Here is a 25,948-nt window from a genome sequence, read left to right as displayed (position 1 = left end):
GATGCGCCCCACAATCCTGCGGGACGCATCCGTTCACTTCGATTTCCGGCCACGCGACCCCCGACGGCGCTTGATGGACGCGACGCTACTTGGCCGCCGCCGTCTTGCTCTGCATGTTGACGACCTGAACGCGGCGGTTCACCTCGGCGAGCGGCTGGCTCGGATCCTTCAGCTTGCTCTTGCCGTAGCCCACCGTCACCAGGTCGGCACCGGCGATGCCGAACTTCTCGACCAGATAGCGCTTGATCGAATCGGCGCGGCGCTCGGAGAGGTCCTGATTGTAGGCCTCGCCACCGGCGGCATCGGTATGACCGGCGACGACGAAGGTCGACCCCTTCAGCTCGGCGTTCGTCAGCGCCCGGCCGAGCGCCTGCACCGACGGCAGCGACTTCTGGCTGATGTTGGCGGAGTTGTAGTCGAAGGTGATCTCGAGGTCGATGTTCGGCTTGGTCTTGGCGACCGCGGCGATCTCCTCGCGCTCGGCCATGGACAGCGACCGCGTCGAGCGGCCGCGAATGCTCTGCAGGAACTTGTCCTGTTCGGGCGCGACCGCAGGCGCGGCCTCGGACGGCGGCGACATCGACAGTCCGCGGGTCAGCGGCCTCTTCGGCCCGGCCAACGCGCGGACGATCTGATCCTCGCTGACATCATCGGCGGCGAAGGCCGGCGTCGCGCTCAGCGACGCGGCTGCGCTCAGAACTGTCACGGCCAGGAGAGCCGTCAGGCCGGCGGTCCTGGTCGAATTCGTTTTCGGTGCGGTCATTGCCATCCCTCCTCACGCGAACTGATCATCCCGATCTCCGTCGCGAAGGCCCGCTCGCGACACCCGGCTGTCCGCTGTTATGTCGGTCCGGCCTGCCGCATGGTTCGAGCCGGCCGGCCGACGCGCGCAAGAAATCAGCGCACGCCGTAAGCTTCGAACTCGCGGACGATGTTGGGGTCCATCGCCTTGGCGTTGGCGATGTCGAGCGCGCCCTCCTGCGCGGCGCCGTTGCGCTGCTTGGCGAGGCCCCGGCCGTACAATGACGACGTCAGGCGCGGATTGATCTTCAGCGCCGCATCGAAATCCGCGATCGCGTTCTTGACCGCGCCGCTCTTGAGGTTGACCAGCCCGCGGCTGTCGAGCGCGTCGACGAAATTCGGCCGCAGCCTCAGCGCCTCGTTGCAATCGCGCAGCGCAGGCTGCAGCTCGCCGACGACGGTGCGGGCCCAGCAGCGGTTGTTGAGCGCCTCGACGTCCTTCGGATTGATCCGGATGGTGTCGTCGAAATCGCGGATCGCCTGCGCGTAGGCGCCCTTGCTCGCATACACTTGGCCGCGCCGGTACAGCGCGCCGGCATCCTCCGGATTGGCCGCGATCTTGGCGCTCAGGCTCTTGATCGTCGGATCGTCGGCGAACGGATCCTGCGCGGGCGCAGCCGGAGCGGCGGGCGCCACGTTCGCGATCACGGGAGATGGCGCCGGGGCCGGCGGCGCTGGAGCAACCGGCGGCGGGGGCGGCGGGGTATCCACCTTCTGCACCGGCGTCGGCTGCGGCGCGGGCGGAGCCGGCGGCAGCGGTGACGGTACCGGCGGCGCCACCACGACCTGTGTCGGGGTCGGCGCAGGCGCAGGTGCAGGCGCGACACTGCTCTCGGCCGGCGGCGTCGGCCTGACGCCGTTGCCCGGCACGAAGGAGAAGTCCTCCGCCAGCGACGACGAGATCCACGGCACCTGCTCGCTGCGCGACGCGCGGGTGACGCCGACGCGGGTGCGGTTCAGCGTCTCCTCGGCGGTGAGATCGGGAACGCGGATCTCCTTCAGGAGCTCCTGCACGAACAGGCTGCGATCGCGCCCGCCATCCGTCACGACAGCGGACAGCGCCGCCGAGTACATCACCAAAGTACCGCTCGGTGCGATGACCGGCGCGAGGCCGGCCGAGGCGGTGCGGAACCTGCGCTCATAGGGATTGCGCCGGGAGGCATCGAGCAGCGCGATCTTCACGCCGGCGCCGCGGCTGTTGATCTCCTGCAGCACCTGCTCGAGGCCGATGCCGTCGCGCCGCACGTCGGCCTCCTGCCAGATCTGCGCGTCGACCGGGATCATGTAGCTCTGCCGGCTCGACTGGATGCCGTAGCCGGAGAAGAACAGCAACGCCACCGAGCCCGGCTTGATCTTGCCATAGAGCCGATCGAGGCCGCGGCGCATCGCGTCGCCGCCGGCATTCTCCAGCGTCTCGACGCTGAAACCGTCGCGCTTCAACTCGTCGGTGAGATCGCGGGCATCGTTGACCGGCTCCTTGAGCGGCGCCTCGGCATCCGGATATTTCGCATTGCCGATCACCAGCGCGAAGCGGTCGCCGGCCGCGCGCGCGGGCCAGGAGACCACGGCCGAGAACGCGACGGAGAACATCAGGCCGAGCGGCAACAGCAGGCGGAAAGTCATCACGATGGCGGTCCAGCGGTCAGCAATCAGGCGCCGTCCAGCTTGCGCCGCGGCGACCATATCCCACGCGTCAGGCATTATCAAATCGCCGTGACGGCACGTCAACCGCTTGCAGAGGTTGAAGAATCGTCTGAGGCAGCGACCGCCCGCAGGAGCCTCTTGCGAGCTGCGGGTCATGACACGAGCGGACCATGCAACGATCCCAATGGCTTGAAATGTGAGATGCCTCACGCTGTGTCGCGGCAGCGCAGCGTCCGGTTCGACGAGCACCGCGATTGACCTCGATGCGATTGACCTCGATCCCTGCCGATGGCTCGATGGCGGCCGTGCCCAACCAACGAGAAGGCCATCATGGGGAACGCCGCCGAGATCTACGCGCTGCGCTATGCGACGATGTCGCCGCGCACGCCGCACATGAACTTCCTGCAGCCGGACCCGCACGACAGCATGGCGCAAGACCTCGACTATTTCGTGTGGCTGATCCGCCGTGACGGGCGCGACATCCTGGTCGATACCGGCTTCAACGCCGCGGAGGCCGAGATCCGCCACCGCACCCTGACGCGCGATCCGATCGACGCGCTCGCTTCCTTCGGCGTCGCGGCTGCCGACATCCGCGACATCATCGTGACCCATCTGCACTACGATCACGCCGGCAATCTCGACCGCTTCCCGAACGCGCGCTTTCATCTGCAGGAGCGCGAGATGGCCTATGCCACCGGCCGCTGCATGTGCAACGGCATGCTGCGCTACCCGTTCACCGTCGAGCACGTCACCACCATGGTGCGCCACGTCTATGGCGAGCGCGTCACCTTTCACTCTGGCGACGGCGAGGTCGCGCCGGGCGTCACCGTGCACCGCGTCGGCGGCCATTCCGACGGGCTGCAGGTGGTGCGCGTCGACACCGCGCGCGGCCCGGTCGTGCTCGCCTCCGACGCCGCGCACTACTACGCCAATCTGCAGCGCCGCAGCCCGTTTCCGATCGTGCTCAATATCGGCGACATGATCCAGGGCTGGGAGATCATCGAGCGCCTCGCCGGGCATCCCGACCGCTTCATTCCTGGCCACGATCCGCTGGTGACCGAACTCTATCCGCGCGTGAGCGAGGCGGCCGATGCCTACGCACTGCATGTGGCGCCGTCGCGGTCGTTTGCGAGATAGTGGCGCCGAGCCTGTAGTTCTGATGTGATTGTCAAACAGCCCACGCGGTTGCACGTCCGCGCTCTCGCGGCGCGTTTCGCGTCCGAGCTGTGATCATCGGGACACCCTCTTGAAGCAGAGGGCGCAGGGAGAGCCAGGCCTCGGCTGAGGCCTGCGGTCCGCCTGCGAGAAAAAATGCAGGCGGCAGAACCACAGGTACAGCCGGAATGACCCGGCCCTCCCTGCGCGATGGCTTTACGATTTATACGCAGTCTCCTCGGTGACCGGCTTGTTTGCCACCGTGGCGACAACGCGCGCATGACGCGCATTGCGCGGACCTCAGCGTCGGGAGGCCAGGACCCTGCGACTTCACCGTCCGCAGCATGGCGTACGTCCGCGTGTCGAACACGCTGCGCCCGCCGCGGCCATCGCATCCCACCTCAACGCGTCGTGACGTTCGCGAAAGCGCCCCTCTTCAACGAGGCGGGATGGGCGCAAATCTCCTCCCGATTTGCCCGACGGCGCAAGCTATTTCTTTTTTACCGAACATCTGGACAGGGCAGATCAAGTTGAGATGACTGGATAAATCGGCCGCTACGCGCAGATGCAGATTGACGTGCTCCGTCATTGCGAGGAGCGAAGCGACGAAGCAATCCAACCGCCCCGGAATGATTGTGAACATTCAATGCAGCTCCACCTTCGCCTTCTTCGCCAGGTGGTCGCCAAGGAATCGCACGTCCCAATTGGTCAGCCGCACGCAGCCATGCGACTCCGACTTGCCGACCTTGGACGGCTCGGCGGTGCCGTGGATGCCGTAGCCGATGCCGACCGACAGGCCGATCCAATAGGCGCCGACCGGGTTGTTGGGGCCGGGCTTGATGGTGAACGGCTTGCGCGCCTTCACACCCTTGAACTTGTAGTCGGGGTTATAGCGGTAGTTCGGGTTGGCATCGATCGAGATCACCTTGAAGCTGCCGACCGGCGTCGGCTTCTCTTCGCTGCCGACCGTGGCGGGAAATACCGCCACCAGCTTGCCGTCCCGGTCGAACGCCTGCACGGTGCCGGCGTCCTTGCTGATGTCGAGCCGCATGATTTTCGGCGCGGCGTCGTCCGGCTTCATCACATTGGCGACGGAGATCTGCTCGCCCTCCTTGTCGAAGCCGGCCTTCGGATTGAGCGCCGACAGCAGCGCTTCGCTCATGTGGAATTTCTCGGCCAGCGCCTCGCGCGGCGAGGTGTAGCCGAGCGCCGGCAGGTCCTTCATGTCCTCCATGTGCTGCGGCAGCTTCTTCAGGAACGGCCCTTTCACATCGTCACGAGTGATCGTGTAGGAGACGATCGCCGGCGCCTGGTCGCCTCGCAGCAGCGCCTCCCACAGCTCGGGCGTCAGCTTCGCATCACCGGCAAGGCCCTGATCGCCCACAAGCCCCTTGGCGCGCGCGAATGCGGCGAGCGCCTTGCGCGCATTGTCGCCGAAGCGGCCGTCGATCTCGCCCGGCGAGACGCGCGCGCGATCGAGCAGCACCTGGGCGCGGATCGCCACTGGGTCCATCTTCTCCTCGGCCGGCGGCCGCTTGCGCAGCTCGGCGCCGTTGACGGCGTCGGCGGTGAGCTCGGCGGAGACCGCAGGCGTGACGACGACGGCGCAGAGCAGAAGCGGTATCCAGGGCCGAAGCATGAGCGTGAGTCCCAAGTGGAGATGGCTGACATTCGGCAGCGTCAACGTGGACGCTGCCGAGAAGTTCGGGGGGCGTCGGCTGAACGTCGCGGCGTCCTGGCGCGACTACCAGGGACGCGGGTCGGCTGGCCCGGCGGCTGCGCGTCTGCTATCTCGACCACGGCCGTTCAATGAATGGGTTTTCGCGAGGATCGGTTTCGCATGGGACATGCCGCAATTGCCGCCACGATGCGCCGGATGCCGATGCTCGCCGCCGCCGGCCTGCTGGCGATGATCCAGGCTGCGGCGGCGGCCGAGGACACCGCGCCGAGGGGCGCCGCGGTCAGCGTGCTCAAGGCGACCAAGGCCTGCTTCGACAACACCGTCGAGGTGTCCGGCATGGTGCTGGCGCGCGACGAGACCGCGGTCAGGCCCGACCGTCCCGGACTGAAGGTCGCGGAGGTGCTGGTCGATGCCGGCGACACCGTCACGGCCGGACAGAACCTGGCGCGGCTGACGCCGCCGGAGGGCGGCACGATCATGATCCAGGCGCCGGTGGCGGGCACCATCCTGTCGTCGAGCGCCACCATCGGCGCGTTTGCCTCCGGTCGCGGCGAGGCGCTGTTCTCCATTCTCGCCCGCAACGAATATGATCTCGTCGGCCTGGTGCCGAGCGCGCAGCTCGCCAAGCTCGCGGTCAACCAGACGGCGCGGATCCGCATCGTCGGGGCCGGCGAGGTCGAAGGCAAGATTCGAAGGGTCGCGCCGACCGTCGAGCCGAACAGCCAGCTCGGCCAGGCCTTCATCGGCATCAACGGCACGGCGCGGCTGCTGGTGAATTCGTTCGGGCGCGCCGTGATCAAGATCGGCCAGAGCTGCGGCGTCGCGGTGCCGCTGACCGCCGTGCTGTACGACCCGGACGGCACGGTGGTGCAGGTGGTCCGCGCCCAGCGCATCGAGACCAAGCGGGTCGAGATCGGCCTGATGGCCGGCGGCCAGGTCGAGATCCGCGACGGCCTGGCCGAGGGCGACGTCGTGGTCACCCGCGCCGGCGCGCTGCTGCGCGAAGGCGACCCGGTGCGGCCGGTGATGGCGAGCAATTGAGCGACGCAACGTCGCAGGGTCTGAGGGGCACGCGGCCCCACCCTCCCCTGGAGGGGGAGGGTCGTCGCGCGGCGCGTCAGCGACGTGCGACGGGGTGGGGTGGAGCCACGGATGACGGTGCAAGTGGAGAGATCACCCACCCCGCCACACGGTTCGCTTCGCTCGCCGTGAGGCGACCCTCCCCCTCCAGGAGAGGATGGGAGACCGCCGAGAGGGCGGAGCATCTCAGGAGCGGGACAGGCTAAGCTCAGCTGCCGGCGTTCGCGACGTCGGCGCTGAAGCGGATGTCCTCGACCAGCGAGGACGACACGGTCGGCACCTGCTCGCCGTCGGAGCTGCGCGCGATGGCGTTGCGGGTCTTGTTGAACACGGCCTCGGCGCTCGGGCTCTTGCCGAGCTGATTGAGCAGCTCGCCGACCAGCACGCTGTTCTGGCCCTTCGGATCGTCCAGCACCTTGCCGGGCGTCGCCGACGACAGGATCAGCGCATTGGCAGGCGCATTGATCGGCGCCAGGCCGTGCGAATAGGCGCGGAAGCGGCGCTCATAGGGATTGCGGCGCGCGGCGTCGATCACGACCAGCTTGGCGCGCGCCCCCTGCTCGCGGACCGTATCGAGCAGGCCCTCGATGCTGGTGCCGTCGCGGCGCACGTCGGCCTCCTTCCAGATCTTGGCATCGACCGGGATCATGTAGCTCTCGCGTCCCGCCTGGATGGCGTAGCCGCCGAAGAACAGCATCACGACCGAGTCGGGCTTGATCCTGGCCTTGAGGCGCTCGACCGCGCGGATCATGTCGTCCTTGTTGGCATCCTCGACGACATCGACGTCGAAGCCGTCGCGGCGCAGCGCGCCGGTCAGCGCCCGGGCATCGTTGATCGGCTGGACGAGCGGCGCATTCGCATCGGGGTAATGACCATTGCCGATGACCAGCGCGAGGCGCGCGCCGTTGCCGGTCGCCACGCTGCTCTGCTCGGAGGCTGCCGCTTTGGGCGCCTCGAGCGAACGCTTGTTGAGGGCAGCATGCGCACCGATCGCGAGCGACACCGTGCAGAGAAGCGCGGCGGCGATCACGGCCGATCGGCGGGAGAGAGAAGGCTGCCTTGCGGTCATCACGTCAATCCTGGTCCGAGCCTGCCCAAGCGTGACCAAAGGGGCGCACCCTTTGGTCGCGCTGGCGCCTCTGAGGTTTGAGGGGTTGCGAGACGATGTGTCGTCGAATTGCGCGCAATTTGCGGCACCGCAACGAGGAAAGGCTTAACCCGAACCCGCATCCCAAGCAACATCGGAACAGCCTTGACTTTTCAAGCACTTGAAGAGAAACGCAAATTTAACCATGGCGCCGATCTCCAAAGGGCCCTGGGCGGACCGCCGGGAGGCCATATTGCCGCCCAATCCGCCTCGCGCCGTGACCGCCGTCACGTTGTCTTTGGCCGTCCAGCGTGTCAGTTTGCCCCATGCATGCGCGTGACGCGCCGTTTGCCGGGCGTTTCGAGCAGCGCATGCCGTTCGTCCCGCCTCCGACAACCCGCGAGTCCTCGCTTGAGTTTCCAGTATTTCGCCGGCGCGGCCTGCCGCGCACTGACGGCCCGGAAGGATGGGCCCTCGCTGTACGAGGTCTGCGATCCCATCCTGCGCCGGCCCGGCAGCGGCGACCCGCATCTGTCGAAATTCTACCGGACCGCGCTGGGGAACCCCGCGCTGCGCGCATTGCTGCGCCGTGCCGGCCTGCCCGAGTTGAACGATCCCGCTGTTCTCAATGCGCTGCGCGACGCGCTGGTTCTCGCCCGCGACAATCCGACGCCGGACTGGGAGCAGGTCGGCCGCCCGATCGCCGATCTGGTCGACAGCGTCGCCTTGCATCACCCTGCCCCGCCGCGCCGGACCGCGGCGGCGGCCATGCCGCCGGAAGGCGAGATCGACCGCGTGATCCGGGCCTGTGGCGCCGACCTGCTCGGCTCGTTCAGCCGCAATGGCTTCATCCCGACCTATGCCGCCTTCAACCTGATCGGCGATCCCGACATGAAGGGCCGCGAGGTCAAGATGGCGCTGCAGGGGCTGGACGCGCGCGGCTACAAGAACTCGACATTGCTGTTCAACCTCGCCCGCGTCTTCATCGCGCGATCGCCGGCGGCGGCCGTCATCAATCCGCCGTGGCGCGGCATCGCCGAGCCGATGTGGGAGCCAGTGCAGATCCGCCACCGCTCGGCCTATTACGACGCGTTCTTCACCGAGGCGCTGCTGAGCTATCTGGAGACGGGCCTCGCCTCGTCGGAGCAGACGACCGCGGCGCGCACGGCGATTTCGGCCATGGTCGAGTTCTGCCTGACCGTCAGCCGCGAGGAGGTGCGCGGCGCGGACGGCAAGAGCTACGACGTCGTCACCGCGCTGGCGCCGCCGCCGCATCCGCGCTTCTCGCGCTTCTTCACCCAGATCAAGCAGGACCTCGGCTTCGGCGTCTACGTGCCGGATTGCGACACCACGGCGTGCTCGTTCTCGGCCGCGACGCAGGCCGGCTCGGACGATCCGATGCTGAGCCAGCCGCTGCTGGATTTCTATGCCGGCTACCAGGTGCGCGCCGGCGGCAACGAGCCGCGCGTGACGGTGCCGATCAACGACAACATCGACTATGAAGGCGGCGTCGCGACCTGGATCGACAGCCTGGCCGGCGAGCGGCCCTACGGCAACGATCTCGATCCGACGCTGAATCTCGACGTGCTCGAAGTGTCGTTCCGCAACCTCGCACGCTGGCAGGTCCTGGAGACGCAAGCCCGGCTCGACGTCGTCAGGCGAATCGTCGGCTTCCAGCAGCGGCTGGTGCTGAGCGGCGCCTTCGCCGACCCGCGCGCGCACATCTATTATCTGCCGGAGCTGTATTGCGCCTATTTCGGCCGCTGCTTCCACGCCTTCATGGCACTGCCGCCCGCCGCGCGGCGGGCGATCGATCCCGACGGCGCGTTCGAGCTCATTCGTCTGCGCGTGCTCGGCTATGTCGAGGACGAGCTGATCGGCCGCGAGATGAACCCGTTCGACGCCGCGCTGGCGCTGATTGCGCTCGGCCATCTCGGCGGCGCTGCGGCGAGCTTCGCGCCCGCGGTGCATTGCATCGTGACGTCGTTCGGCGAGGGCGGCCGGCGGCATCCGTACCGCGCCTATGAATGGAACAAGATGAAGACCCCGACCCGCATCCTGGTCGGCGGCCCCGAGGTGACATCCGCCTTCGTGCTGATGGGCCTGGCGCTGGCGCGAAGGGTCGTGGTGCGGTGAGGCCGAAGCTCTGTGTCGACGGTGTCGGTCCACTCCCCTCCCCCTTGCGGGGAGGGGTCGGGGGTGGGGGTCAGCGAGTCGCGCTCTGAGTGATGCCAGCGTGTGCCGCTGAGGATCTGTGTGTTTCACTCCCCTTCGCGAGGACCGTAGCCGAAAGCCTTGGCACGATCTCGCACAACAGCTGAGTTCAGCGCCCGCGGACCCCCACCCCCGACCCCTCCCCGCAAGGGGGAGGGGAGCGCACCACCGTTGTTGTGATAGCTCGAGTCGAAACGTCCCCACCATCGCGTGAAGTTGAGCAGGTCAGGCAATCACGGCGCTGGAACAACCGGGCGATCCGCCGCACAATTGCCCCAGCCCTCCCCAAGGACGATCCGCGCCCGTTCATGTCGATGAAACCAGCCCTGCTCGCGCTCCTGCTGCTGCCGTCCGTCGCGTCCGCGGCCGACATCGCCGGGATTCCCAAGATCCGTGAGGCCGATGGGATCACGATCGGGACCACCCGCATCCGGCTCGGCGGCATCGACGCGCCCGCCGTCGATCAGCTCTGCCTGAACAAGAATGGCGAGCGCTGGACCTGCGGCGTGGCGGCGCGTGACGAACTGATCAAGCACGCCGACGGCAAGAGCTGGACCTGTCATCCGCGTTCGATCGATCGCCGCGGTCGCCAGGTGGCGCGCTGCGACGTCGACGGCGAGGACATCCAGAAATGGCTGGTGCGCAGCGGTTGGGCGCTGGCCTATCGCACCATCTCGCACGATTACGAGCCCGACGAGGCCGAGGCGCGCGCCGCCAAGGCCGGCATGTGGCAGGGTGCATTCATCGCGCCGTGGGACTGGCGGGTGCGCAACAAGAAGACCACGATCCTCGGCGCCACCAAGCCACCGGACAGCGCGAAAGCCATCCTGCTCGCCTCGGCCTCGGGACCGGTCGCGCCGTCACCGGACTGCACCATCAAGGGCAACGTCAACGGCGCCGGCGAGTGCATCTATCACACGCCGAAGAGCCGTTGGTACGCTCAGATCAAGATGCACGTCGCCAAGGGCACGCGCTGGTTCTGCTCGGTCGAGGAGGCCGAGGCCGCCGGCTGCCGCGAGACGAGGCGCTGACGGCCTGACGCGCCGGCCTGCCGGGGCATGCCAGCCCCCCGGCTTCTCCGGCTTTTCTTAATGCGCCGCGCCACGTAAAACGACCATGGGCCAGCCGTGTGCGAGAGCCCGCCACCACCCTCAACCGCCAAACCACATCGCCGAGGACACTGACAATGACCGTTCGCGCGGGCCGGGAGTTTCTGGCCATCCCGGGACCCACCACGATGCCCGACGAGGTGCTGCAGGCGATGCACCGCCCAGCGCTCGACATCTACTCCAAGCAGATGGTCGAGCTGACCGACGGCATCATGTCCGATCTCGGCCGCCTGTTCGCGACCAAGGGCAAGACCTACATCTACATCGCCAACGGCCATGGCGCCTGGGAGGCCGTGCTCTCCAACGTGCTGTCGCGCGGCGACAAGGTGCTGGTGCTGGAGAGCGGCCGCTTCGCGATCGGCTGGGGCCATGCGGCGCGCGCGATGGGCGCCGAGGTCGAGGTTCTCAGGGGCGACTGGCGCCGCGCGGTGCGCCCGGCCGAGGTCGAGGCGCGGCTGCGCGCCGACAAGGAGCACACCATCAAGGCCATCGTGGTGGCGCAGATCGACACCGCCTCGGGCGTCGTCAACGATGTCGAGGCGATCGGCCGCGCCATCAAGGCCGCGGGCCATCCGGCGCTCTATATGGTCGACACCGTCGCCTCGCTCGGCTGCATGCCGTTCGAGATGGATGCCTGGGGCATCGACGTCGCGATGTCCGGCTCGCAGAAGGGCCTGATGACGCCGCCCGGCCTCGGCTTCGTCGCGGCGAACGCGCGCGCACTCGAGGCACACAAGCGCGCCAACATGCGCACGCCCTATTGGGACTGGAGCGAGCGCGAGGGCGCCGAGCACTATCGCAAATATGGCGGCACCGCCCCGGTGCATCTGTTGTTCGCACTGCGCCAGGCGATGGACATGCTGTTCGCCGAGGGGCTACCGCACGCCTTCCGGCGCCATGCGCTGCTCGCCGAGGCCGTGCGTCGCGCCGTGGCGAAGTGGAGCGAGGGCCAGGTGATCGGCTTCAATATCGCAGACGCCGCGGAGCGTTCCAACACCGTGACCACGGTGCTGGTCGGCGGCGGCTATGATCCGGCCGTACTGCAGACCTACTGCAAGGAGCAGTGCGGCGTCGTGCTCGGCACCGGGATCGGCGACCTCCAGGGCCAGGCGTTCCGCATCGCCCATATGGGCCATGTCAACGCGCCGATGGTGCTGGGCACGCTCGGCGTGATCGAAATGGCGCTGGTGGCGTTGAAGATTCCGCATGGCCGCGGCGGCCTCGACGCCGCGATCCAATGGCTCGGCGAGAGCGTGACCCCGTAAAGGACGACATGACCGACAGCAGCACCCAGGCGCCGGTGGCGCCGCGCCGCCCTTATTCCTTCACCCGCCACGGCATCACCGTGAGCGACGATTATGCCTGGCTGAAGGATGCGCGATGGCAGGAGGTGCTGCACGATCCGTCGCTGCTCGACGCCGACATCCGCGCCTATCTCGAGGCCGAGAACGCCTATGCGGAATCCGTGCTCGGCCACACCGCACCGCTGCAGAAGAAGCTCGTCGCGGAGATGCGCGGCCGCATCAAGGAGGACGATTCCTCGGTGCCATCGCCGGACGGGCCCTACGCCTACTTCCGAAAGTACCGCGAGGGCGGCCAGCACGAGCTGTTCTGCCGCACGCCGCGCAACGGCGGGGCGGAGACCATCGGGCTCGACGGCGATGCTCTGGCGCGCGGGCATGAGTATTTCAAGTTCGGCGGCAGCCGGCATTCGCACGACCACAAGCTGGCCGCCTGGAGCGCCGACACCAAGGGCTCGGAATATTTCACCATCCGCGTCCGCGACTGGGACGGTGGAAACGATCTCGTCGATCTCGTCGAGGAGACCGACGGCGGCGTGGTGTGGTCGCGTGACTGCAAGAGCTTCTTCTACGTCAAGCTCGACGACAATCACCGCCCGATGCAGGTGTGGCGGCACAAGCTCGGCACCAACCAATCAGACGATTTGCTGGTCTATGAGGAGAAGGACACCGGCTGGTTCACCCATGTGCACGAGTCGACCTCCGGCCGGTTCTGCGTGATTGCCGGGGGCGACCATGAGACCTCGGAGCAGCGGCTGATCGATCTCGATCATCCCGATGCGCCGCCGCGTCTGGTCGCCGCGCGCGAGAACGGCGTGCAATATTCGATCGCCGATCGCGGCGACGAGCTGCTCATTCTCACCAATGCCGACGGCGCGATCGACTTCAAGATCGTGACCGCGCCGCTGGCCGCGCCCGAGCGCATCAATTGGCGCGACCTCATTCCGCATCGCGCCGGCATCTATGTGCTCGACCACGATCTCTATGCCGGCCATCTGGTGCGGCTGGAGCGCGCCAACGCGCTGCCGTCGATCGTGATCAGAGACCTGGAATCCGGCGAGGAACACGCGATCGCCTTCGACGAGGGCGCCTATTCGCTCGACGCGATGGGCTCCTACGAGTTCGACACCACCAACCTGCGCTTTGCCTATTCGTCGATGACGACGCCGTCGGAGGTGTGGGACTACGACATGGTGACGCGCGCTAGAACGTTGCGCAAGCGCCAGGAAATCCCGTCGGGGCACAATCCGGCGGACTACGTCACCACGCGCATCATGGCGAAGGCGGACGACGGCGCCGAGGTGCCGGTCTCGCTCTTGCATCGGCGCGACTTCAAGGCCGACGGCGCCGCGCCGCTGCTGCTCTACGGCTACGGGTCCTACGGCCATGCCATGCCGGCGTCGTTCTCCACCAACCGGCTGTCGCTGGTCGACCGCGGCTTCGTCTATGCCATCGCCCATATCCGCGGCGGCACCGACAAGGGCTGGGGCTGGTATCTCGACGGCAAGCGCGAGAAGAAGACCAACGGCTTTGACGATTTCGCGGCGTGCGCGCGGGCCCTCATCACGGCGAACTACACCAGCGCCAAGCGCATCGTCGGCCATGGCGGCAGCGCCGGCGGCATGCTGATGGGCGCGGTCGCCAACCGCGCGGGCGAGCTGTTCGCCGGCATCGTCGCCGAGGTGCCGTTCGTCGACGTGCTCAATACCATGCTCGACGACAGCCTTCCGCTGACGCCGCCGGAATGGCCCGAATGGGGCAACCCGATCGAGAGCGAGGCAGATTTTCGCACCATCCTGTCCTACTCGCCCTACGACAACGTCGCCGCCAAGCCGTATCCGGCGATCCTGGCGATGGCCGGCCTGACCGACCCGCGCGTCACCTATTGGGAGCCGGCGAAATGGATCGCGCGGCTGCGCGCGACGATGACCGGTGGCGGCCCTGTCGTGCTGCGCACCAACATGGGCGCCGGCCACGGCGGCGCCTCCGGCCGCTTCAACCGCCTCGACGAAGTCGCGATCGCCTATGCGTTCGCGCTGTGGGCGGTGGGCTTGGCGGATAGAAGCGCGTGAGCGCGGCGACTGACAGCAACAGCGAGATGTGTAGCGGGATCTCGCCCGACCAACAGTGTCGTCCCTGCGAACGCAGGGACCCATAGCCACCGTCCCCGGTTGTTCGGCAGGCTGGAGCTGCTTTCTTCGTAGTCACATCCGCCTGTGTTTCTGGGTCCCGGCTCAAGGCCGGGACGACAGCGGAGTGTGTGACGGTTACCTGCCGTTCTTCGCGCGCCACGCGGCGAAATCCGCCGGCGTCTGCGGATCGGTCGCCGGATAGAGGCCGAGGATGGAGCGGCCGTTCGCGACCTGCTCGGCGACGAAATCTTCGAACGCGGTCATCTCGAACGTCTCCTCCGCGATCTCGTCCGCGAGATGGGCGGGGATGACGATGACGCCGTCGGAATCGCCGAGGATGACGTCACCGGGAAACACCGGCGCGTCGCCGCAGGCGATCGGGCCGTTGATCTCGATCGCATGATGCAGGGTGAGATTGGTCGGCGCGCTCGGGCGCTGATGAAACGCGGGGATGCCGAGCTTGGCGATCTCGGCCGCATCGCGAAACCCGCCATCGGTGACGACACCGGCGACGCCGCGCTGCTGCAGGCGGCTCACCAGGATCGCGCCGGCCGAGGCGGCGCGCGGATCCTTGCGGCTGTCCATCACCAGCACGGCGCCGGGCGGGCATTCCTCCACGGCCTTGCGCTGCGGATGGGCACGGTCGCGAAACACCTCGATGGTGTTGAGGTCCTCGCGCGCCGGGATATAGCGCAGGGTGAAGGCCTCGCCGACCATGGTCGGCTGCCCCGGATTGAGCGGGTGGACGTTCTGGATGCACTGGATGCGCAGGCCGCGCTTGAACAGCGCGGTGGCGACGGTCGCGGTCGAAACGGTCTTGAGCTTGTTGCGGGTGGCGGTGCTGAGTCTGGTCATGCGGTCGGTGCTCGCAGTTCTCCCCTCCCCCTTGCGGGGAGGGGTTGGGGGTGGGGATCCACATCAACGGTGTCGCTTGGGGTACCCCCCTCCCCGACCCTCCCCCGCAAGGGGGGAGGGAGCGCACCGGGTGCGCGGAACAGCGCGGGCTAACGCGGCGCTATGAACTAATAAATCGCGGGCTCCCCGACCGCGGCGCCGAAGCCGGTCTCGAGGAAGTCGAAATCGCAGCCGTCATTGGCCTGCTTGATGTGGCGGGCGAACATCCAGCCATAGCCACGCTCGAAGCGCGGCGTTGGCGGTGTCCAGGCGGCGCGACGGCGCGCCAATTCGTCCTCAGGCACATCAAGATTGATTGTGCGCGCGGCGACGTCGAGCGTGATGCGGTCGCCGTTCTTCACCAGCGCCAGGGGACCGCCGACATAGGCCTCCGGCGCGACGTGCAGGATGCAGGCGCCATAGCTGGTGCCGCTCATGCGGGCGTCGGACAGCCGGACCATGTCGCGCACGCCCTCGCGCACGAGCTTGGTCGGGATCGGCAGCATGCCCCATTCGGGCATGCCCGGCCCGCCCTGCGGCCCGGCATTGCGCAGGATCAGCACGTGATCGGCTGACACGTCGAGATCGGGATCGTCGATCGCCTTCTTCATCGACGGATAGTCGTCGAACACCAGCGCCGGGCCGGTGTGCTTCAGGAATCGCGGATCGCAGGCCGACGGCTTGATGACGCAGCCATCCGGCGCAAGGTTGCCCTTGAGCACCGCCAGCGCGCCTTCGCGATAGATCGGGTTGAATTGCGGGCGGATGACGTCGTCATTGTAGACGCCGGCGCCTGTGATGTTGTCGCCCAGCGTGCGGCCGTTGACGGTGAGGCAGTCGAGATGGAGATGCTCTTTCATCCGGCTCATCAGGCCGGGCAGCCCGCCAGCGTAATAGAAGTCCTCCATCAGATAGGTGTCGCCGCTCGGCCGGACATTGGCGAGCACCGGCACCTTGCGGCTCGCGGCCTCGAAATCGTCGAGGCCGATATCGGCGCCGGCGCGGCGTGCCTGCGCGATCACGTGGATGATCGCGTTGGTGGAGCAGCCCATCGCCATCGCGACCGCGATCGCATTCTCGAACGCTGGCCGCGTCTGGATCTTCGACGGCGTCAGGTCCTCCCACACCATCTCGACGACGCGGCGGCCGCACTCCGAGCTCATGCGGATGTGCTCGGCATCGGCGGCGGGAATCGACGAGGCGCCGGGCAAGGTCATGCCGATGGCCTCGGCAATCGCAGTCATGGTCGAGGCCGTGCCCATGGTCATGCAGGTGCCGTGGCTGCGCGCGATGCCCGCCTCCATCGCATTCCAGTCGGCGTCCGACAGTTTTCCGGCGCGGCGCTCGTCCCAGTACTTCCAGGCATCGGAGCCGGAGCCGAGCGTCTTGCCCTTCCAATTGCCGCGCAGCATCGGTCCTGCGGGGAGATAGATCGCCGGCAGGTTCATGCTGGTGGCGCCGAGCAGCAGCGCCGGCGTGGTCTTGTCGCAGCCGCCCATCAGCACGACGCCGTCGACGGGATGGCTGCGCAACAGCTCCTCGACGTCCATCGCCAGCATGTTGCGATAGAGCATCGTGGTCGGCTTCAACAGCGACTCCGACAGCGACAGCGCCGGCAGCTCGATCGGGAAGCCGCCGGCCATCAGCACGCCGCGCTTGACGTCGTCGACCCGCTGCTTGAAGTGCATGTGACAGGGCTGGGCGTCGGACCAGGTGTTGATGATGGCGATGACCGGCCGGCCCTTCCATTCCTCCTGGGCGTAGCCCATCTGCATCACGCGCGAGCGATGGCCGAAGGAGCGGAGATCGTCGGGTGCGAACCAGCGCGCGCTGCGCAGCTGATCGGGTTGCTTGCGCTCGCTCATGATTGCGTCCCCCAGGTCAGCACGGTCCGGCGCTCGATGGTGCGGAAGACCAGGTTCTCGACCACGAGGCCGATCACGATCACGGTCAAGAGGCCGGCGAAAACGGCGGGAATCTCCAGCAAATTGCGGTTCTCGAAGATGAACCAGCCGAGGCCGCCCTGCCCCGAGGACACGCCGAACACCAGCTCGGCCGCGATCAGGGTCCGCCACGCAAACGCCCAGCCGATCTTGAGGCCGGTGAGGATGGCGCCGAACGCCGCCGGAATCAGGATGCGAATGACATAGGAGAAGCCGCTCAGCTCGTAGTTCCGGCCGACCATGCGCAGCGTGTTGGACACGCTCTTGAAGCCGGAATGGGTGTTGAGCGCGACCGGCCACAGCACCGAATGGATCAGCACGAAGACGAGGCTGCCGCTGCCGAGCCCGAACCAGATCAGCGCCAGCGGCAGCAGCGCGATCGCCGGCAGCGGGTTGAACATCGCCGTGACGGTCTCGAGGAAATCAGTGCCGATGCGGGTCGAGATCGCGAGTATGGTCAGGATGGCCGCCAGCGTAATGCCGGCGGCATAGCCCATGAACAGCACCTTCAGCGAGGTCCAGGCGCGCATCGGAATGGTGCCGTCACGGACCTTCTCCCAGAGCGCAGCGATGGTGTCGGAGAAGGTCGGGAACAGCAGCGGATTGTCGAGATAGCTGCCGTAGGCCTGCCAGATCGCGGCGAGCACGACGATGATCAGGGTCTTGCGCACGAAGCCGTCGTTCCAGAGCAGCTCGAGCATGCCGAGCTTGCGCTCGACCTCGGCCGGGGACGCGCTCGCCGCAGCCGTGTCGCGCAGGATGATCTTTGCGTCAGCCATGGGAGCGGCCCTCAATGTGCCGTTGCGGGTTCAGAAAACAGGAGATCATGGATCTGCTTCTCCAGGCGTGCGGCACTGCCATCCTCGGCCGAGACCTTGTCAACGTCGATGACCTCGGCCTTGACCCGCCCCGGATGCGGCGACAGCAACAGGATGCGGTTGCCGATCTTGATGGCTTCCGCGATCGAATGCGTGACGAACAGCACCGTGAACTTGGTCTCGTTCCAGAGCTGCAACAGCTCGTCCTGGCAGGTCCGCCGCGTCAGCGCGTCGAGCGCCGCGAACGGCTCGTCCATCAAGAGAATGTCCGGCTCCATCGCCATGCCCCTGGCGATCGCGACGCGCTGCTTCATACCGCCCGACAGCGTATGCGGATAGGCATCGACGACGCGCGTCAGCCCGACCTTCTCGATATAGGCGCGGGCTCGGCTCTCGGCCTCCTTGCGCGGCATGCGCCGCGCCGTCAGCAGCGGGAACATCACGTTGGCGAGCACGGTCTTCCACGGCAGCAGCTGGTCGAACTCCTGGAAGATCATCATGCGGTCGGCGCCGGGACCGGTGATCTCGCGGCCGTTGATGCGCATCCGACCCTCGCTCGGCTTGATGTAGCCACCGACCGCCTTCAGCAGGGTCGACTTGCCGCAGCCGGACGGTCCGAGCAGCACGAAGCGATCGGAGCGGTCGACGGAGAAGCCGACGCGTTCGGTCGCCGTGATCACGGCGCTGGAGGTCTTGTAGCGCAAAGTGACGCCATCGACGTCGAGCAGCGCAGACATCAGTTGCCCTTCAGATCATGGGCGACCGGAAGATAATAGTCGGTCCAGGCCTTGGGCTGGGTCTTGATGGTGCCGATCTTGGCGAGATGCGCGGCGAACTTCATCGTGCCCTGCGGCTCCAGATTCCACTCCATCATGCCGGGCTCCTTGAGCCAGGCGAGCAGATCCTCGACCGAGGTCTTGTCGCCGGTGATCTCCTTGTAGATCTCCACCGCCGTCCGGGTATCGCTGCGGATCAGGTCTTGCGCCTCCTTGGTGGCGTCGCGCACCGCCTGGATGATCTTCGGGTTAGCGTCCGCGAACTTCGTCGTGGTGAAGAACTGCGCCTGGCTGAGCGGTCCACCCATCACGTCGGGCGAATTCATCACGACGTGCGCGCCGGGGACGTTCTTCAATTCGAGGAACGTATAGGGCGGAATCGAGAAATGGTTGTGCACCTCGTGCTGCGGGTTCGAAAGCGCGGTATAGGCGTCGGGATGGCCGAGTTGCACGGTGTTGGCGTCGAGCTTGTTCCACTGATCGGCGCCGAACGCCTCGGCGGCCGCGATCTGCAGCACGATGGCCTGGGTCGAGACCTTGACGGTCGGCACGGCGATCTTGTCGCTGGGACCGAAGTCCTTGATCGACTTGATGTTGGGATCGCGGCTGATCAGGGTCATCGGCTGTGCGGAGGTCGCGACGATACCCTTCACGCCGCCGCGGGTACGGTCCCACAACAACAGCAGATTGCCGGTGCCGGTGTTGAGAATGTCGACGCTGCCCGACAGCAGCGCATCGGTCTGCGCGCCGCCGCCGGAGAAGGTCAGCCATTTGGTGGTGACGCCGGGCACGCCAAGCGCGGCAGCATGCTTCTCGATCAGCTTGTTCTTCTCGATGATGTGGCTCGGCATGTAGAAGATGCCGGGCTGGCGCGACAGCGAGACCTCGGTCTTCTGCTGGGCCTGTGCGGCGTCATTCCAGGCCGCCGCGACCAGCAGCGCGGCCAGCAGGCCGGCGGCTCGTGCGGCCGAGCGCCCGAACTTCTCGAACATGGGACATCCCTCCTCGCGTGCCGGCTCCTTCTTGACGGCCGACGGAGAGATGCACTGATGCATTAGTGCATCTCTGACAAGGGCTGTTCTGCCCTGCGACATTCGAGCCGGACGTCCGACCAAATGGCATTGCCCGCGACGCCTGCTGCGGTTCTCCCGCCCGAACGGCTCGATCCGAGCCGGCGCGCGGCACCGCAGGTCTTCGAGCGGTTGCGCGACCAGATCATCGCGCTGGCGCTGCCGCCGGGAGCGCCATTGTCGCGACCGGCGCTGCAAGCCGAGTTCGGCCTCAGCTCGACACCGATCCGGGACGCGCTGATGCGGCTGGCCGAAGAGGGCCTGGTCGACGTCTTCCCGCAGCATGCGACCCTGGTCAGCCGCATCGACGTGGCACGCGCGCAGCAGGCGCAGTTCCTGCGCCAGGCGCTGGAGCTCGAGATCGTGCGGCTGCTCGCGCTGACACCGGCGGCGGCCCCGATCGACGAGCTGCATGCCCTGATCGCCCAGCAGAGACGGTTCGCCAAGGACGGCAACTTCACCTCGTTCACGATCGTCGACAACGCATTCCACGAGCGGCTCTACACCGCCGCGGACAAGCACGAGCTGTGGAGTCTGGTCCGCAGCCGCAGCGGTCACATCGACCGGCTGCGACGGCTGCATCTGCCTTCGCCCGGCAAGGCGCAGACCATCCTGCGCCACCACAAGCAGATCGTCGACGCGATCGCCGCGGGCCGGCCGGACGAGGCGCAGACGCATCTGCGCGAGCACCTGACCGGCACGCTGAGCGACCTCGCGACCATTCGCGGCCGCTGGCCGGACTATCTCAGCGGCTAGCGGCCCGCCCAATCGGAGGCCGTAAGCGGTGTCACGCCGCACCCCGGCATGTCGCTCCTGTGGTCACTCCGTCCCGTGCAGGTCCGCATCGTCTCCCACCCGTCGCGCCGCCCGGGATCGTCGACCTTAGACATGTGCTCAAATATTGTGCATTCAGCGCGACTGCCCTCGCCGGGACGAGGCGATTGTGAAGCGCTCCGCGCCATGCAACTACGGCGCGAGCGCCTCGAATGCAGGCACGGCGCCCGGATGGTCCACCCTTCGCCCGCACGGGACATCGACCACCGCGTCCCATCCTGCATGTGACTTGCGCGGCGAAGCGCTTGCGGCGCGCCGCGAATTGGGCAAAACCTTTACAACTGACCGTTGGTCTTGCTGCCAGCCAATCGGGAGATGCGGAGCGTGGCGAAGATTCTGGTCGTGGACGACGATCCGCTCATGCAGCTGACAATTCAGCGCGTGCTCGAACGGGCCGGTCACGTCGTCGGCATCGCCGGTGACGGCCAGAAGGCGCTCGTCCGCTTCAAAAGCGAGAGCTTCGACCTGGTGATCCTGGACATCTTCATGCCGGGCATGGACGGGCTGGAGGCGATGCGCATGATCCTCAAGCAAACGCCGGGTGTTCCGATCATCATGACCTCGGGACGTCCCCACACCCCGACCTCGATGTCAGAGCCCGACTATCTTGCCATGGCCACCAAGCTGGGAGCGGTTTCCGCATTGCCCAAGCCGTTCAAGCCGGCAGCCCTCCTGACGATGGTTTCCGATTGCCTGGCATCGGCAGGCGATCAGGCTATTCGACCCAGGCCAGGCCACGATGCTGTTCCGAACTCCTGACAGCCGAAGCGAAGAGCCCCTGCTGAGCGGCGCGCAGCCCGCGAGCGAGGGTCCGCGGCTCGGCGGCCGCATCACGCTGACGACGCGACTGGCTGTCGCGATGATCCTGCTGGTCGCGATCGCGGTGTTCGCCGTCGGCTGGCTCGGCTACCGCAGCCTCGAGCGGGCGCTGCTGCCGCGCGCGCTCGATCGAATCGAGTCGCATTCGCGCCTGATGGCGACCGAGCTCGAAAACTATGTCGGCGGTGCCCGCAACGACATCAACGGCTATCGCGCCTCGCCAAATCTGGCAACGTTGATACGCACGCTGAAGACGGGGGCTCCCGATCCCCGCGAAGGGCTGCCGGCGCAGTCGTGGCGCGAGCGGGTCGCAATGCGCTACTTCGCTGAGCTGCAGGCCAAGCAGACCTACGCGATGATCCGCCTTGTCGGGATCGAGAACAATTATCGCGAGCTGCTCCGGGTCGACCGGCTCGGGCCGGGCAACACGGTGCGGATCGTTCCGGAGAACGAGCTGATCACGCGCGGCGAACGCAACTACATCAAGGAGACGCTGAGCCTGCCGCCCGGCGGCATCCGACTCTCGCCGATCATTCTCGACGGCAACACGACGGATCCCAAGACAGGCGTGCCGATGCTGTGCGTCGGCACGCCGGTGTTCGCGCCGGACGGCAAGCCGTACGCGATCCTGATGATCGATCTCGACATGCGCCCGATCTTCGCGCATCTGCGCGCCGCGGCCCGGCCGGGCGCCCAGCTCTACCTGGTGAACGCCCGCGGCGACTATCTCTTCCATCCCGAATCCGACCGGGAATTCGCCTCCAAGCGCGGCCGATCGACGCGATGGCAGGACGATTTTCCGACGCTCGCCGGCGCGACGGGCAGCGCCGAAGGTTTCGCGCAGATCCTGCACGACGAGGCCGATCGTCCCGGCGGCGTCGCCTTCGCTCCGGCGCTGCTCGCGGGACAGGAATGGGTGGCGGTGATCGAGACGATCCCGAACACCGCCTTCATGGCGCCCGCCCTCGCCATCCGCAAGACGGCGATCGAGGTCGGCCTGATCGCGATGCTGTGCGCAGCCGCGCTCGCCTTCGTGGTCGCGCGCTCGCTGACGCGGCCGATCAACCAGCTGACCCAGGCCGTCGAGGGCGTGGGCCGCGGCGAGGCGGTGAACATTCCGCTCGAGGCGGTCGGCGAGACCGGCGTGCTGGCGCGCGCCTTTGCCCGCGTGCTGGACGAGGTTCGCACCAAGACCGCCGAGCTCGAGCGCGAAGTCCAGGAGCATTACCTGACCGAAGCGGCGCGCGACCATTTCGCCGCCCGCGAACGCCTCTACAGTGCAGCGGTGGAATCGTCGAACGACGCGATCGTGACGCTGTCGCTGGACGGCACCATCACTGCGTGGAATCCGGCAGCCGAGGCCATGCTGGGCTACTCCGCCGAGGAGGCCGTGGGCCGCCGTGCGGATTTCCTCGTGCCGCCAGAGCGCATGGCCGAGGCCCAGGACATTCTGGCGCGCATGGCCCGCGGCGAGCGGATCCAGCACTTCGAGACGGTGCGGATCCGCAAGGACGGTGAGCTGGTCCAGGTCTCGCTCAGCGTCTCGCCGATCAAATCACCGACGGGCCAGATCATCGGCGCCTCCAAGATCGCACGCGACGTCACCGAGAGCCGCCGGACCGAGCTGGCGCTGCGCCAGCAGACCGAGGAGCGGCGGCGCATCTTCGAGACGTCGCGGGACCTGATCCTCATCACCGACCGCAATGGCATCCTGGTCCAGGTCTCACCGAGCGTGGAGACGATTCTCGGCTATACGCCGGCCGAGATGATCGGCCGCAGCGGCGCGGATTTCATCCACTCCGGCGATCTGCTCAAAGCACGCGAGGAGCTTCGCGCCTCGCGCCTCGGCCTGCGCGCACGCACCTCCGACTGCCGCTACGTCCACAAGGACGGCCGCGTGGTGACGCTGTCTTGGACCTCGAACTGGTCGGAGCCGGTGCAGCGCCACTTCTTCATCGGGCGCGACATGACCGAGAGCCGGCTGGCGCAGGAGACGCTGCGGGAGAGCGAGCAGCTCGCCCGCAACATCATCGAGACCGCGCTCGATGCCTTCGTCCAGGTCGACGACAACGGCGCCATTCTCAACTGGAACTCCCAGGCCGAGAAGATCTTCGGCTGGTCGCGCGCCGAGATCATCGGCAAGGACGTGTTCGACGTGATCACGGTCGGGGACGTCGGCGAGGAGCTGCGCGAGGCGCTCGGCCGCATCCTGATGACCGGACAAGCGAGCGCGCTCGGGGTCGGCCGTCGGCGCGAGGTCATGGTGAAGCGGCGCGACGGCCGCGAGTTCAAGGCCGAGCTCAGCGTGACCGCGCTGAAGACCCGCAACGGCTTCGTGCTGAACGGCTTCTTCCGCGACCTCACCGACAAGATCGCGACCGAGGAGCGGATCCGCCAGTCCGAGAAGATGGAGGCGATCGGCCAGCTCACCGGCGGCATCGCGCACGACTTCAACAACATCCTCACCGTGATCACCGGCACAATCGAGATTCTCGCCGCGGCCGTGGCCAAGGAGCCGCAGCTCGCCGCGATCACCAGGATGATCGACGAGGCCGCCGCGCGCGGTGCCGATCTCACCCAGCATCTGCTCGCCTTTGCGCGCCGGCAGCCGCTGCAGCCGCGCGAGGTCGACGTCAACACGCTGATGATCGACACGGCCAAGCTGCTGCGGCCGACGCTCGGAGAGCAGATCGAGATCGAGTCCGTCTTCCAGGACGAGACCTGCGTGGCGCATGTCGATCCGAACCAGCTCGCCACGGCGGTCATCAACCTCGCGCTCAATGCCCGCGACGCGATGCTGAATGGCGGCAAGCTCATCCTGGAGACCGGCTGGGCCGACCTCGACGAGAACTACGCAAGTCTCTACGACGACGTGCGGCCCGGTCGCTACGCGATGATCGCGGTGAGCGACAGTGGCAGCGGCATTCCGGCCGCCATCATCGACAAGGTGTTCAATCCGTTCTTCACCTCGAAGGGGCCGGGCAAGGGGACGGGCCTCGGATTGTCGATGGTGTACGGCTTCGTGAAGCAATCGGCCGGACACATCAGGATCTACAGCGAAGAAGGCCACGGCACCACGATCCGGATGTACCTGCCGCCGGGCAGCGAAGAGGCGGTCACGGAGCCATCGGGCGCCGCGCCGGCGATCCAGGGCGGCCAGGAGACGATCCTGGTGGTGGAGGACGATCGGCTGGTACGCGGCTACGTTCTCGCCCAGCTCCATGCGCTGGGCTATGCGACGCTGGAGGCGGCCAATGCCGCCGAAGCGCTGGCGATCACCAATGCCGGGGAGCCGTTCGATCTGCTCTTCACCGACATCATCATGCCGGGGACGATGAACGGCCGCCAGCTCGCATCCGAGATCCAGCGGATTCGCCCGGCGCAGCGGGTCCTATTCACCTCCGGCTACACCGAAAATGCCGTGGTGCATCACGGCCGGCTCGACGAGGGAATTCTTCTGCTGCCGAAACCATACCGCAAATCCGAGCTCGCCAAGATGATCCGCAAGGCGCTCGCCGCCACCGAGGCTTGAGCAATGCGGCTTGAGCATGCGGCCTGACCAACGCGGCCTGGCGCTTGCGATTGCCGCTGCTCCAGAGCGAGGCCACGTGCGGGCGGCCCGGCCATCGGCTCAATTGGCGCGCGACGCCGTCATCACAATGCGGATCAGATCGGCCGCGTTGCGCGCGCCGAGCTTCTTCATGATGTTGGCGCGGTGATCCTCGATCGTGCGCGGGCTGATGCCCAGCGTGCGCCCCGCCTCCTTGTTCGAGGCCCCCGCCGTGAACTGTTCCAGGACCTCGCGCTCGCGCCGCGTCAGCGGCTCGCGGCCGGGGAAATGCAGCGAGCCGATCTTCGGCGAGGCGTTCTCCTTCTGCCGCCGCGCGAACGCGCCGATCGCCTCGTTCAGACGGGCCACGATCTCACTGCCGCGGAACGGCTTCTCGATGAAGTCGAGCGCCCCGTTCTTGATCGCGTTCACGGCCATCGGGATGTCGCCCTGGCCCGAGATCATGAAGATCGGAGCCGGATAGTCCTCGCCGTGCAGTTCCCTGAGAATGTCGAGACCCGACTTTCCGGGGATGTGCACGTCGAGCAGGATACAGGCCGGTGTCCTGCTCCGCGCCACCGCCAGGAGCGCGGCGCCGTCCGCAAAACAGATCACTTCATACCCACCCGCCGACAAGACCATCGAGAGGGTGTCACGCACGGCTGGATCGTCATCGACGACAAAGATCTCACCGCGGGAAGTTGTTTGTTCGGCCATGGGCGATTGCTCTTGCAAAGGAGAAGAAACAATGAAAGCGCGTCTTATGATACCATACTCGTCGGGTGCTTTGGGCACCCGTATTTGTACGGTTTATGGTCCTAACCCACAAGTAGTAGCTGCAGATCGGTGACCGCCTTCACGAGACCACGATCTGGACACGATCTCAAGGCAGCCGTCGTGAGCGGCATGCTGCTTTGCAAAACACATCAACGTCGACAGCGTCATGATCGACGTCAAACTCTGATCGCATCGGCGTTGCCGGCTTGCACCACGCCGAACGGGCATGCTCGGTGCCAGACCATTGCACGGCTCTTGCCACG

The 25,948-nt window shown here is 67.0% G+C and carries 19 protein-coding genes; 9 read left to right on the top strand and 10 right to left on the bottom strand.

The window, feature by feature from the left end:
* Nucleotides 1-85: 85 nt before the first annotated feature.
* Entirely contained in the window at nucleotides 86-763 is a 678-nt protein-coding gene (locus QX121_RS11560; RefSeq protein ID WP_315811968.1) for an OmpA family protein, read from the bottom strand.
* Nucleotides 764-897: 134 nt separating this feature from the next.
* Nucleotides 898-2,424: a caspase family protein gene (locus tag QX121_RS11555; protein ID WP_315812026.1), complete on the bottom strand. Its 1,527-nt coding sequence runs from the start codon at nucleotides 2,422-2,424 to the stop codon at nucleotides 898-900.
* Nucleotides 2,425-2,775: 351 nt separating this feature from the next.
* Between QX121_RS11555 and QX121_RS11550 the strand changes: the two genes are divergently transcribed.
* Nucleotides 2,776-3,582 (top strand): N-acyl homoserine lactonase family protein, encoded by an 807-nt coding sequence (locus QX121_RS11550; RefSeq protein WP_315811967.1) that lies wholly within the window; start codon nucleotides 2,776-2,778, stop codon nucleotides 3,580-3,582.
* Nucleotides 3,583-4,243: 661 nt separating this feature from the next.
* Here the strand turns inward: QX121_RS11550 and QX121_RS11545 are convergent.
* Nucleotides 4,244-5,239 carry a L,D-transpeptidase family protein gene (locus QX121_RS11545; protein WP_315811966.1) on the bottom strand — a complete coding sequence of 332 codons (996 nt, stop codon included), beginning with the start codon at nucleotides 5,237-5,239 and terminating at the stop codon, nucleotides 4,244-4,246.
* A gap of 201 nt (nucleotides 5,240-5,440) precedes the next feature.
* Between QX121_RS11545 and QX121_RS11540 the strand changes: the two genes are divergently transcribed.
* Nucleotides 5,441-6,322: an efflux RND transporter periplasmic adaptor subunit gene (locus tag QX121_RS11540; protein ID WP_315740774.1), complete on the top strand. Its 882-nt coding sequence runs from the start codon at nucleotides 5,441-5,443 to the stop codon at nucleotides 6,320-6,322.
* A 247-nt stretch (nucleotides 6,323-6,569) separates the two neighbouring features.
* Here QX121_RS11540 and QX121_RS11535 read toward each other — a convergent pair whose 3' ends face one another.
* Complete coding sequence (locus QX121_RS11535; RefSeq protein WP_315740775.1) at nucleotides 6,570-7,430, bottom strand: caspase family protein; 861 nt, start codon at nucleotides 7,428-7,430, stop codon at nucleotides 6,570-6,572.
* Nucleotides 7,431-7,859: 429 nt separating this feature from the next.
* Between QX121_RS11535 and QX121_RS11530 the strand changes: the two genes are divergently transcribed.
* From QX121_RS11530 to QX121_RS11515, 4 genes are all read left to right on the top strand, one after another.
* A complete protein-coding gene (locus QX121_RS11530) occupies nucleotides 7,860-9,584 on the top strand; it encodes a hypothetical protein (RefSeq protein WP_315811965.1) in 1,725 nt (574 codons plus the stop codon).
* Nucleotides 9,585-9,970: 386 nt separating this feature from the next.
* Complete coding sequence (locus tag QX121_RS11525) at nucleotides 9,971-10,693, top strand: thermonuclease family protein (protein ID WP_315811964.1); 723 nt, start codon at nucleotides 9,971-9,973, stop codon at nucleotides 10,691-10,693.
* A gap of 155 nt (nucleotides 10,694-10,848) precedes the next feature.
* Nucleotides 10,849-12,036: a pyridoxal-phosphate-dependent aminotransferase family protein gene (locus QX121_RS11520; RefSeq protein WP_315811963.1), complete on the top strand. Its 1,188-nt coding sequence runs from the start codon at nucleotides 10,849-10,851 to the stop codon at nucleotides 12,034-12,036.
* A gap of 8 nt (nucleotides 12,037-12,044) precedes the next feature.
* Nucleotides 12,045-14,144 carry a S9 family peptidase gene (locus QX121_RS11515; protein ID WP_315811962.1) on the top strand — a complete coding sequence of 700 codons (2,100 nt, stop codon included), beginning with the start codon at nucleotides 12,045-12,047 and terminating at the stop codon, nucleotides 14,142-14,144.
* Nucleotides 14,145-14,339: 195 nt separating this feature from the next.
* On the opposite strand, the gene QX121_RS11510 is transcribed toward QX121_RS11515, so the two are convergent.
* The 5 genes from QX121_RS11510 to QX121_RS11490 all read right to left on the bottom strand — a co-directional run bounded on the left by QX121_RS11510 (nucleotide 14,340) and on the right by QX121_RS11490 (nucleotide 19,627).
* Entirely contained in the window at nucleotides 14,340-15,059 is a 720-nt protein-coding gene (locus QX121_RS11510) for a ribonuclease activity regulator RraA (RefSeq protein ID WP_315777227.1), read from the bottom strand.
* Nucleotides 15,060-15,226: 167 nt separating this feature from the next.
* Complete coding sequence (gene araD, locus QX121_RS11505) at nucleotides 15,227-16,963, bottom strand: L-arabinonate dehydratase (protein WP_315811961.1); 1,737 nt, start codon at nucleotides 16,961-16,963, stop codon at nucleotides 15,227-15,229.
* On the bottom strand, nucleotides 16,960-17,820 hold the full coding sequence (locus QX121_RS11500; RefSeq protein ID WP_315777229.1) for an ABC transporter permease: 861 nt from the start codon (nucleotides 17,818-17,820) through the stop codon (nucleotides 16,960-16,962). Before QX121_RS11500 ends, araD begins: the two co-directional genes overlap by 4 nt.
* A gap of 11 nt (nucleotides 17,821-17,831) precedes the next feature.
* Nucleotides 17,832-18,596, bottom strand: coding sequence for an ABC transporter ATP-binding protein (locus QX121_RS11495; protein WP_015663656.1), 765 nt, complete (start codon nucleotides 18,594-18,596; stop codon nucleotides 17,832-17,834).
* Nucleotides 18,596-19,627 (bottom strand): ABC transporter substrate-binding protein, encoded by a 1,032-nt coding sequence (locus QX121_RS11490; protein WP_315740783.1) that lies wholly within the window; start codon nucleotides 19,625-19,627, stop codon nucleotides 18,596-18,598. Before QX121_RS11490 ends, QX121_RS11495 begins: the two co-directional genes overlap by 1 nt.
* Nucleotides 19,628-19,750: 123 nt before the next feature.
* On the opposite strand from QX121_RS11490, the gene QX121_RS11485 reads away from it, so the two are divergent.
* From QX121_RS11485 to QX121_RS11475, 3 genes are all read left to right on the top strand, one after another.
* Nucleotides 19,751-20,461 (top strand): GntR family transcriptional regulator, encoded by a 711-nt coding sequence (locus QX121_RS11485; RefSeq protein ID WP_315773920.1) that lies wholly within the window; start codon nucleotides 19,751-19,753, stop codon nucleotides 20,459-20,461.
* A gap of 402 nt (nucleotides 20,462-20,863) precedes the next feature.
* The gene (locus tag QX121_RS11480; protein ID WP_315811960.1) at nucleotides 20,864-21,298 is read left to right on the top strand and encodes a response regulator; all 435 of its coding nucleotides are present in this window, start codon (nucleotides 20,864-20,866) and stop codon (nucleotides 21,296-21,298) included.
* Nucleotides 21,279-24,890 carry a PAS domain S-box protein gene (locus tag QX121_RS11475; RefSeq protein ID WP_315740786.1) on the top strand — a complete coding sequence of 1,204 codons (3,612 nt, stop codon included), beginning with the start codon at nucleotides 21,279-21,281 and terminating at the stop codon, nucleotides 24,888-24,890. Before QX121_RS11480 ends, QX121_RS11475 begins: the two co-directional genes overlap by 20 nt.
* Nucleotides 24,891-24,989: 99 nt before the next feature.
* Here QX121_RS11475 and QX121_RS11470 read toward each other — a convergent pair whose 3' ends face one another.
* The gene (locus QX121_RS11470; protein ID WP_315717165.1) at nucleotides 24,990-25,625 is read right to left on the bottom strand and encodes a response regulator transcription factor; all 636 of its coding nucleotides are present in this window, start codon (nucleotides 25,623-25,625) and stop codon (nucleotides 24,990-24,992) included.
* Nucleotides 25,626-25,948: the final 323 nt, after the last annotated feature.

The organism is Bradyrhizobium sp. SZCCHNR2028 (genome assembly GCF_032380995.1).
Taxonomy (GTDB): Bacteria; Pseudomonadota; Alphaproteobacteria; order Rhizobiales; family Xanthobacteraceae; genus Bradyrhizobium.
This window is presented reverse-complemented; position numbering and strand designations above follow the sequence as displayed.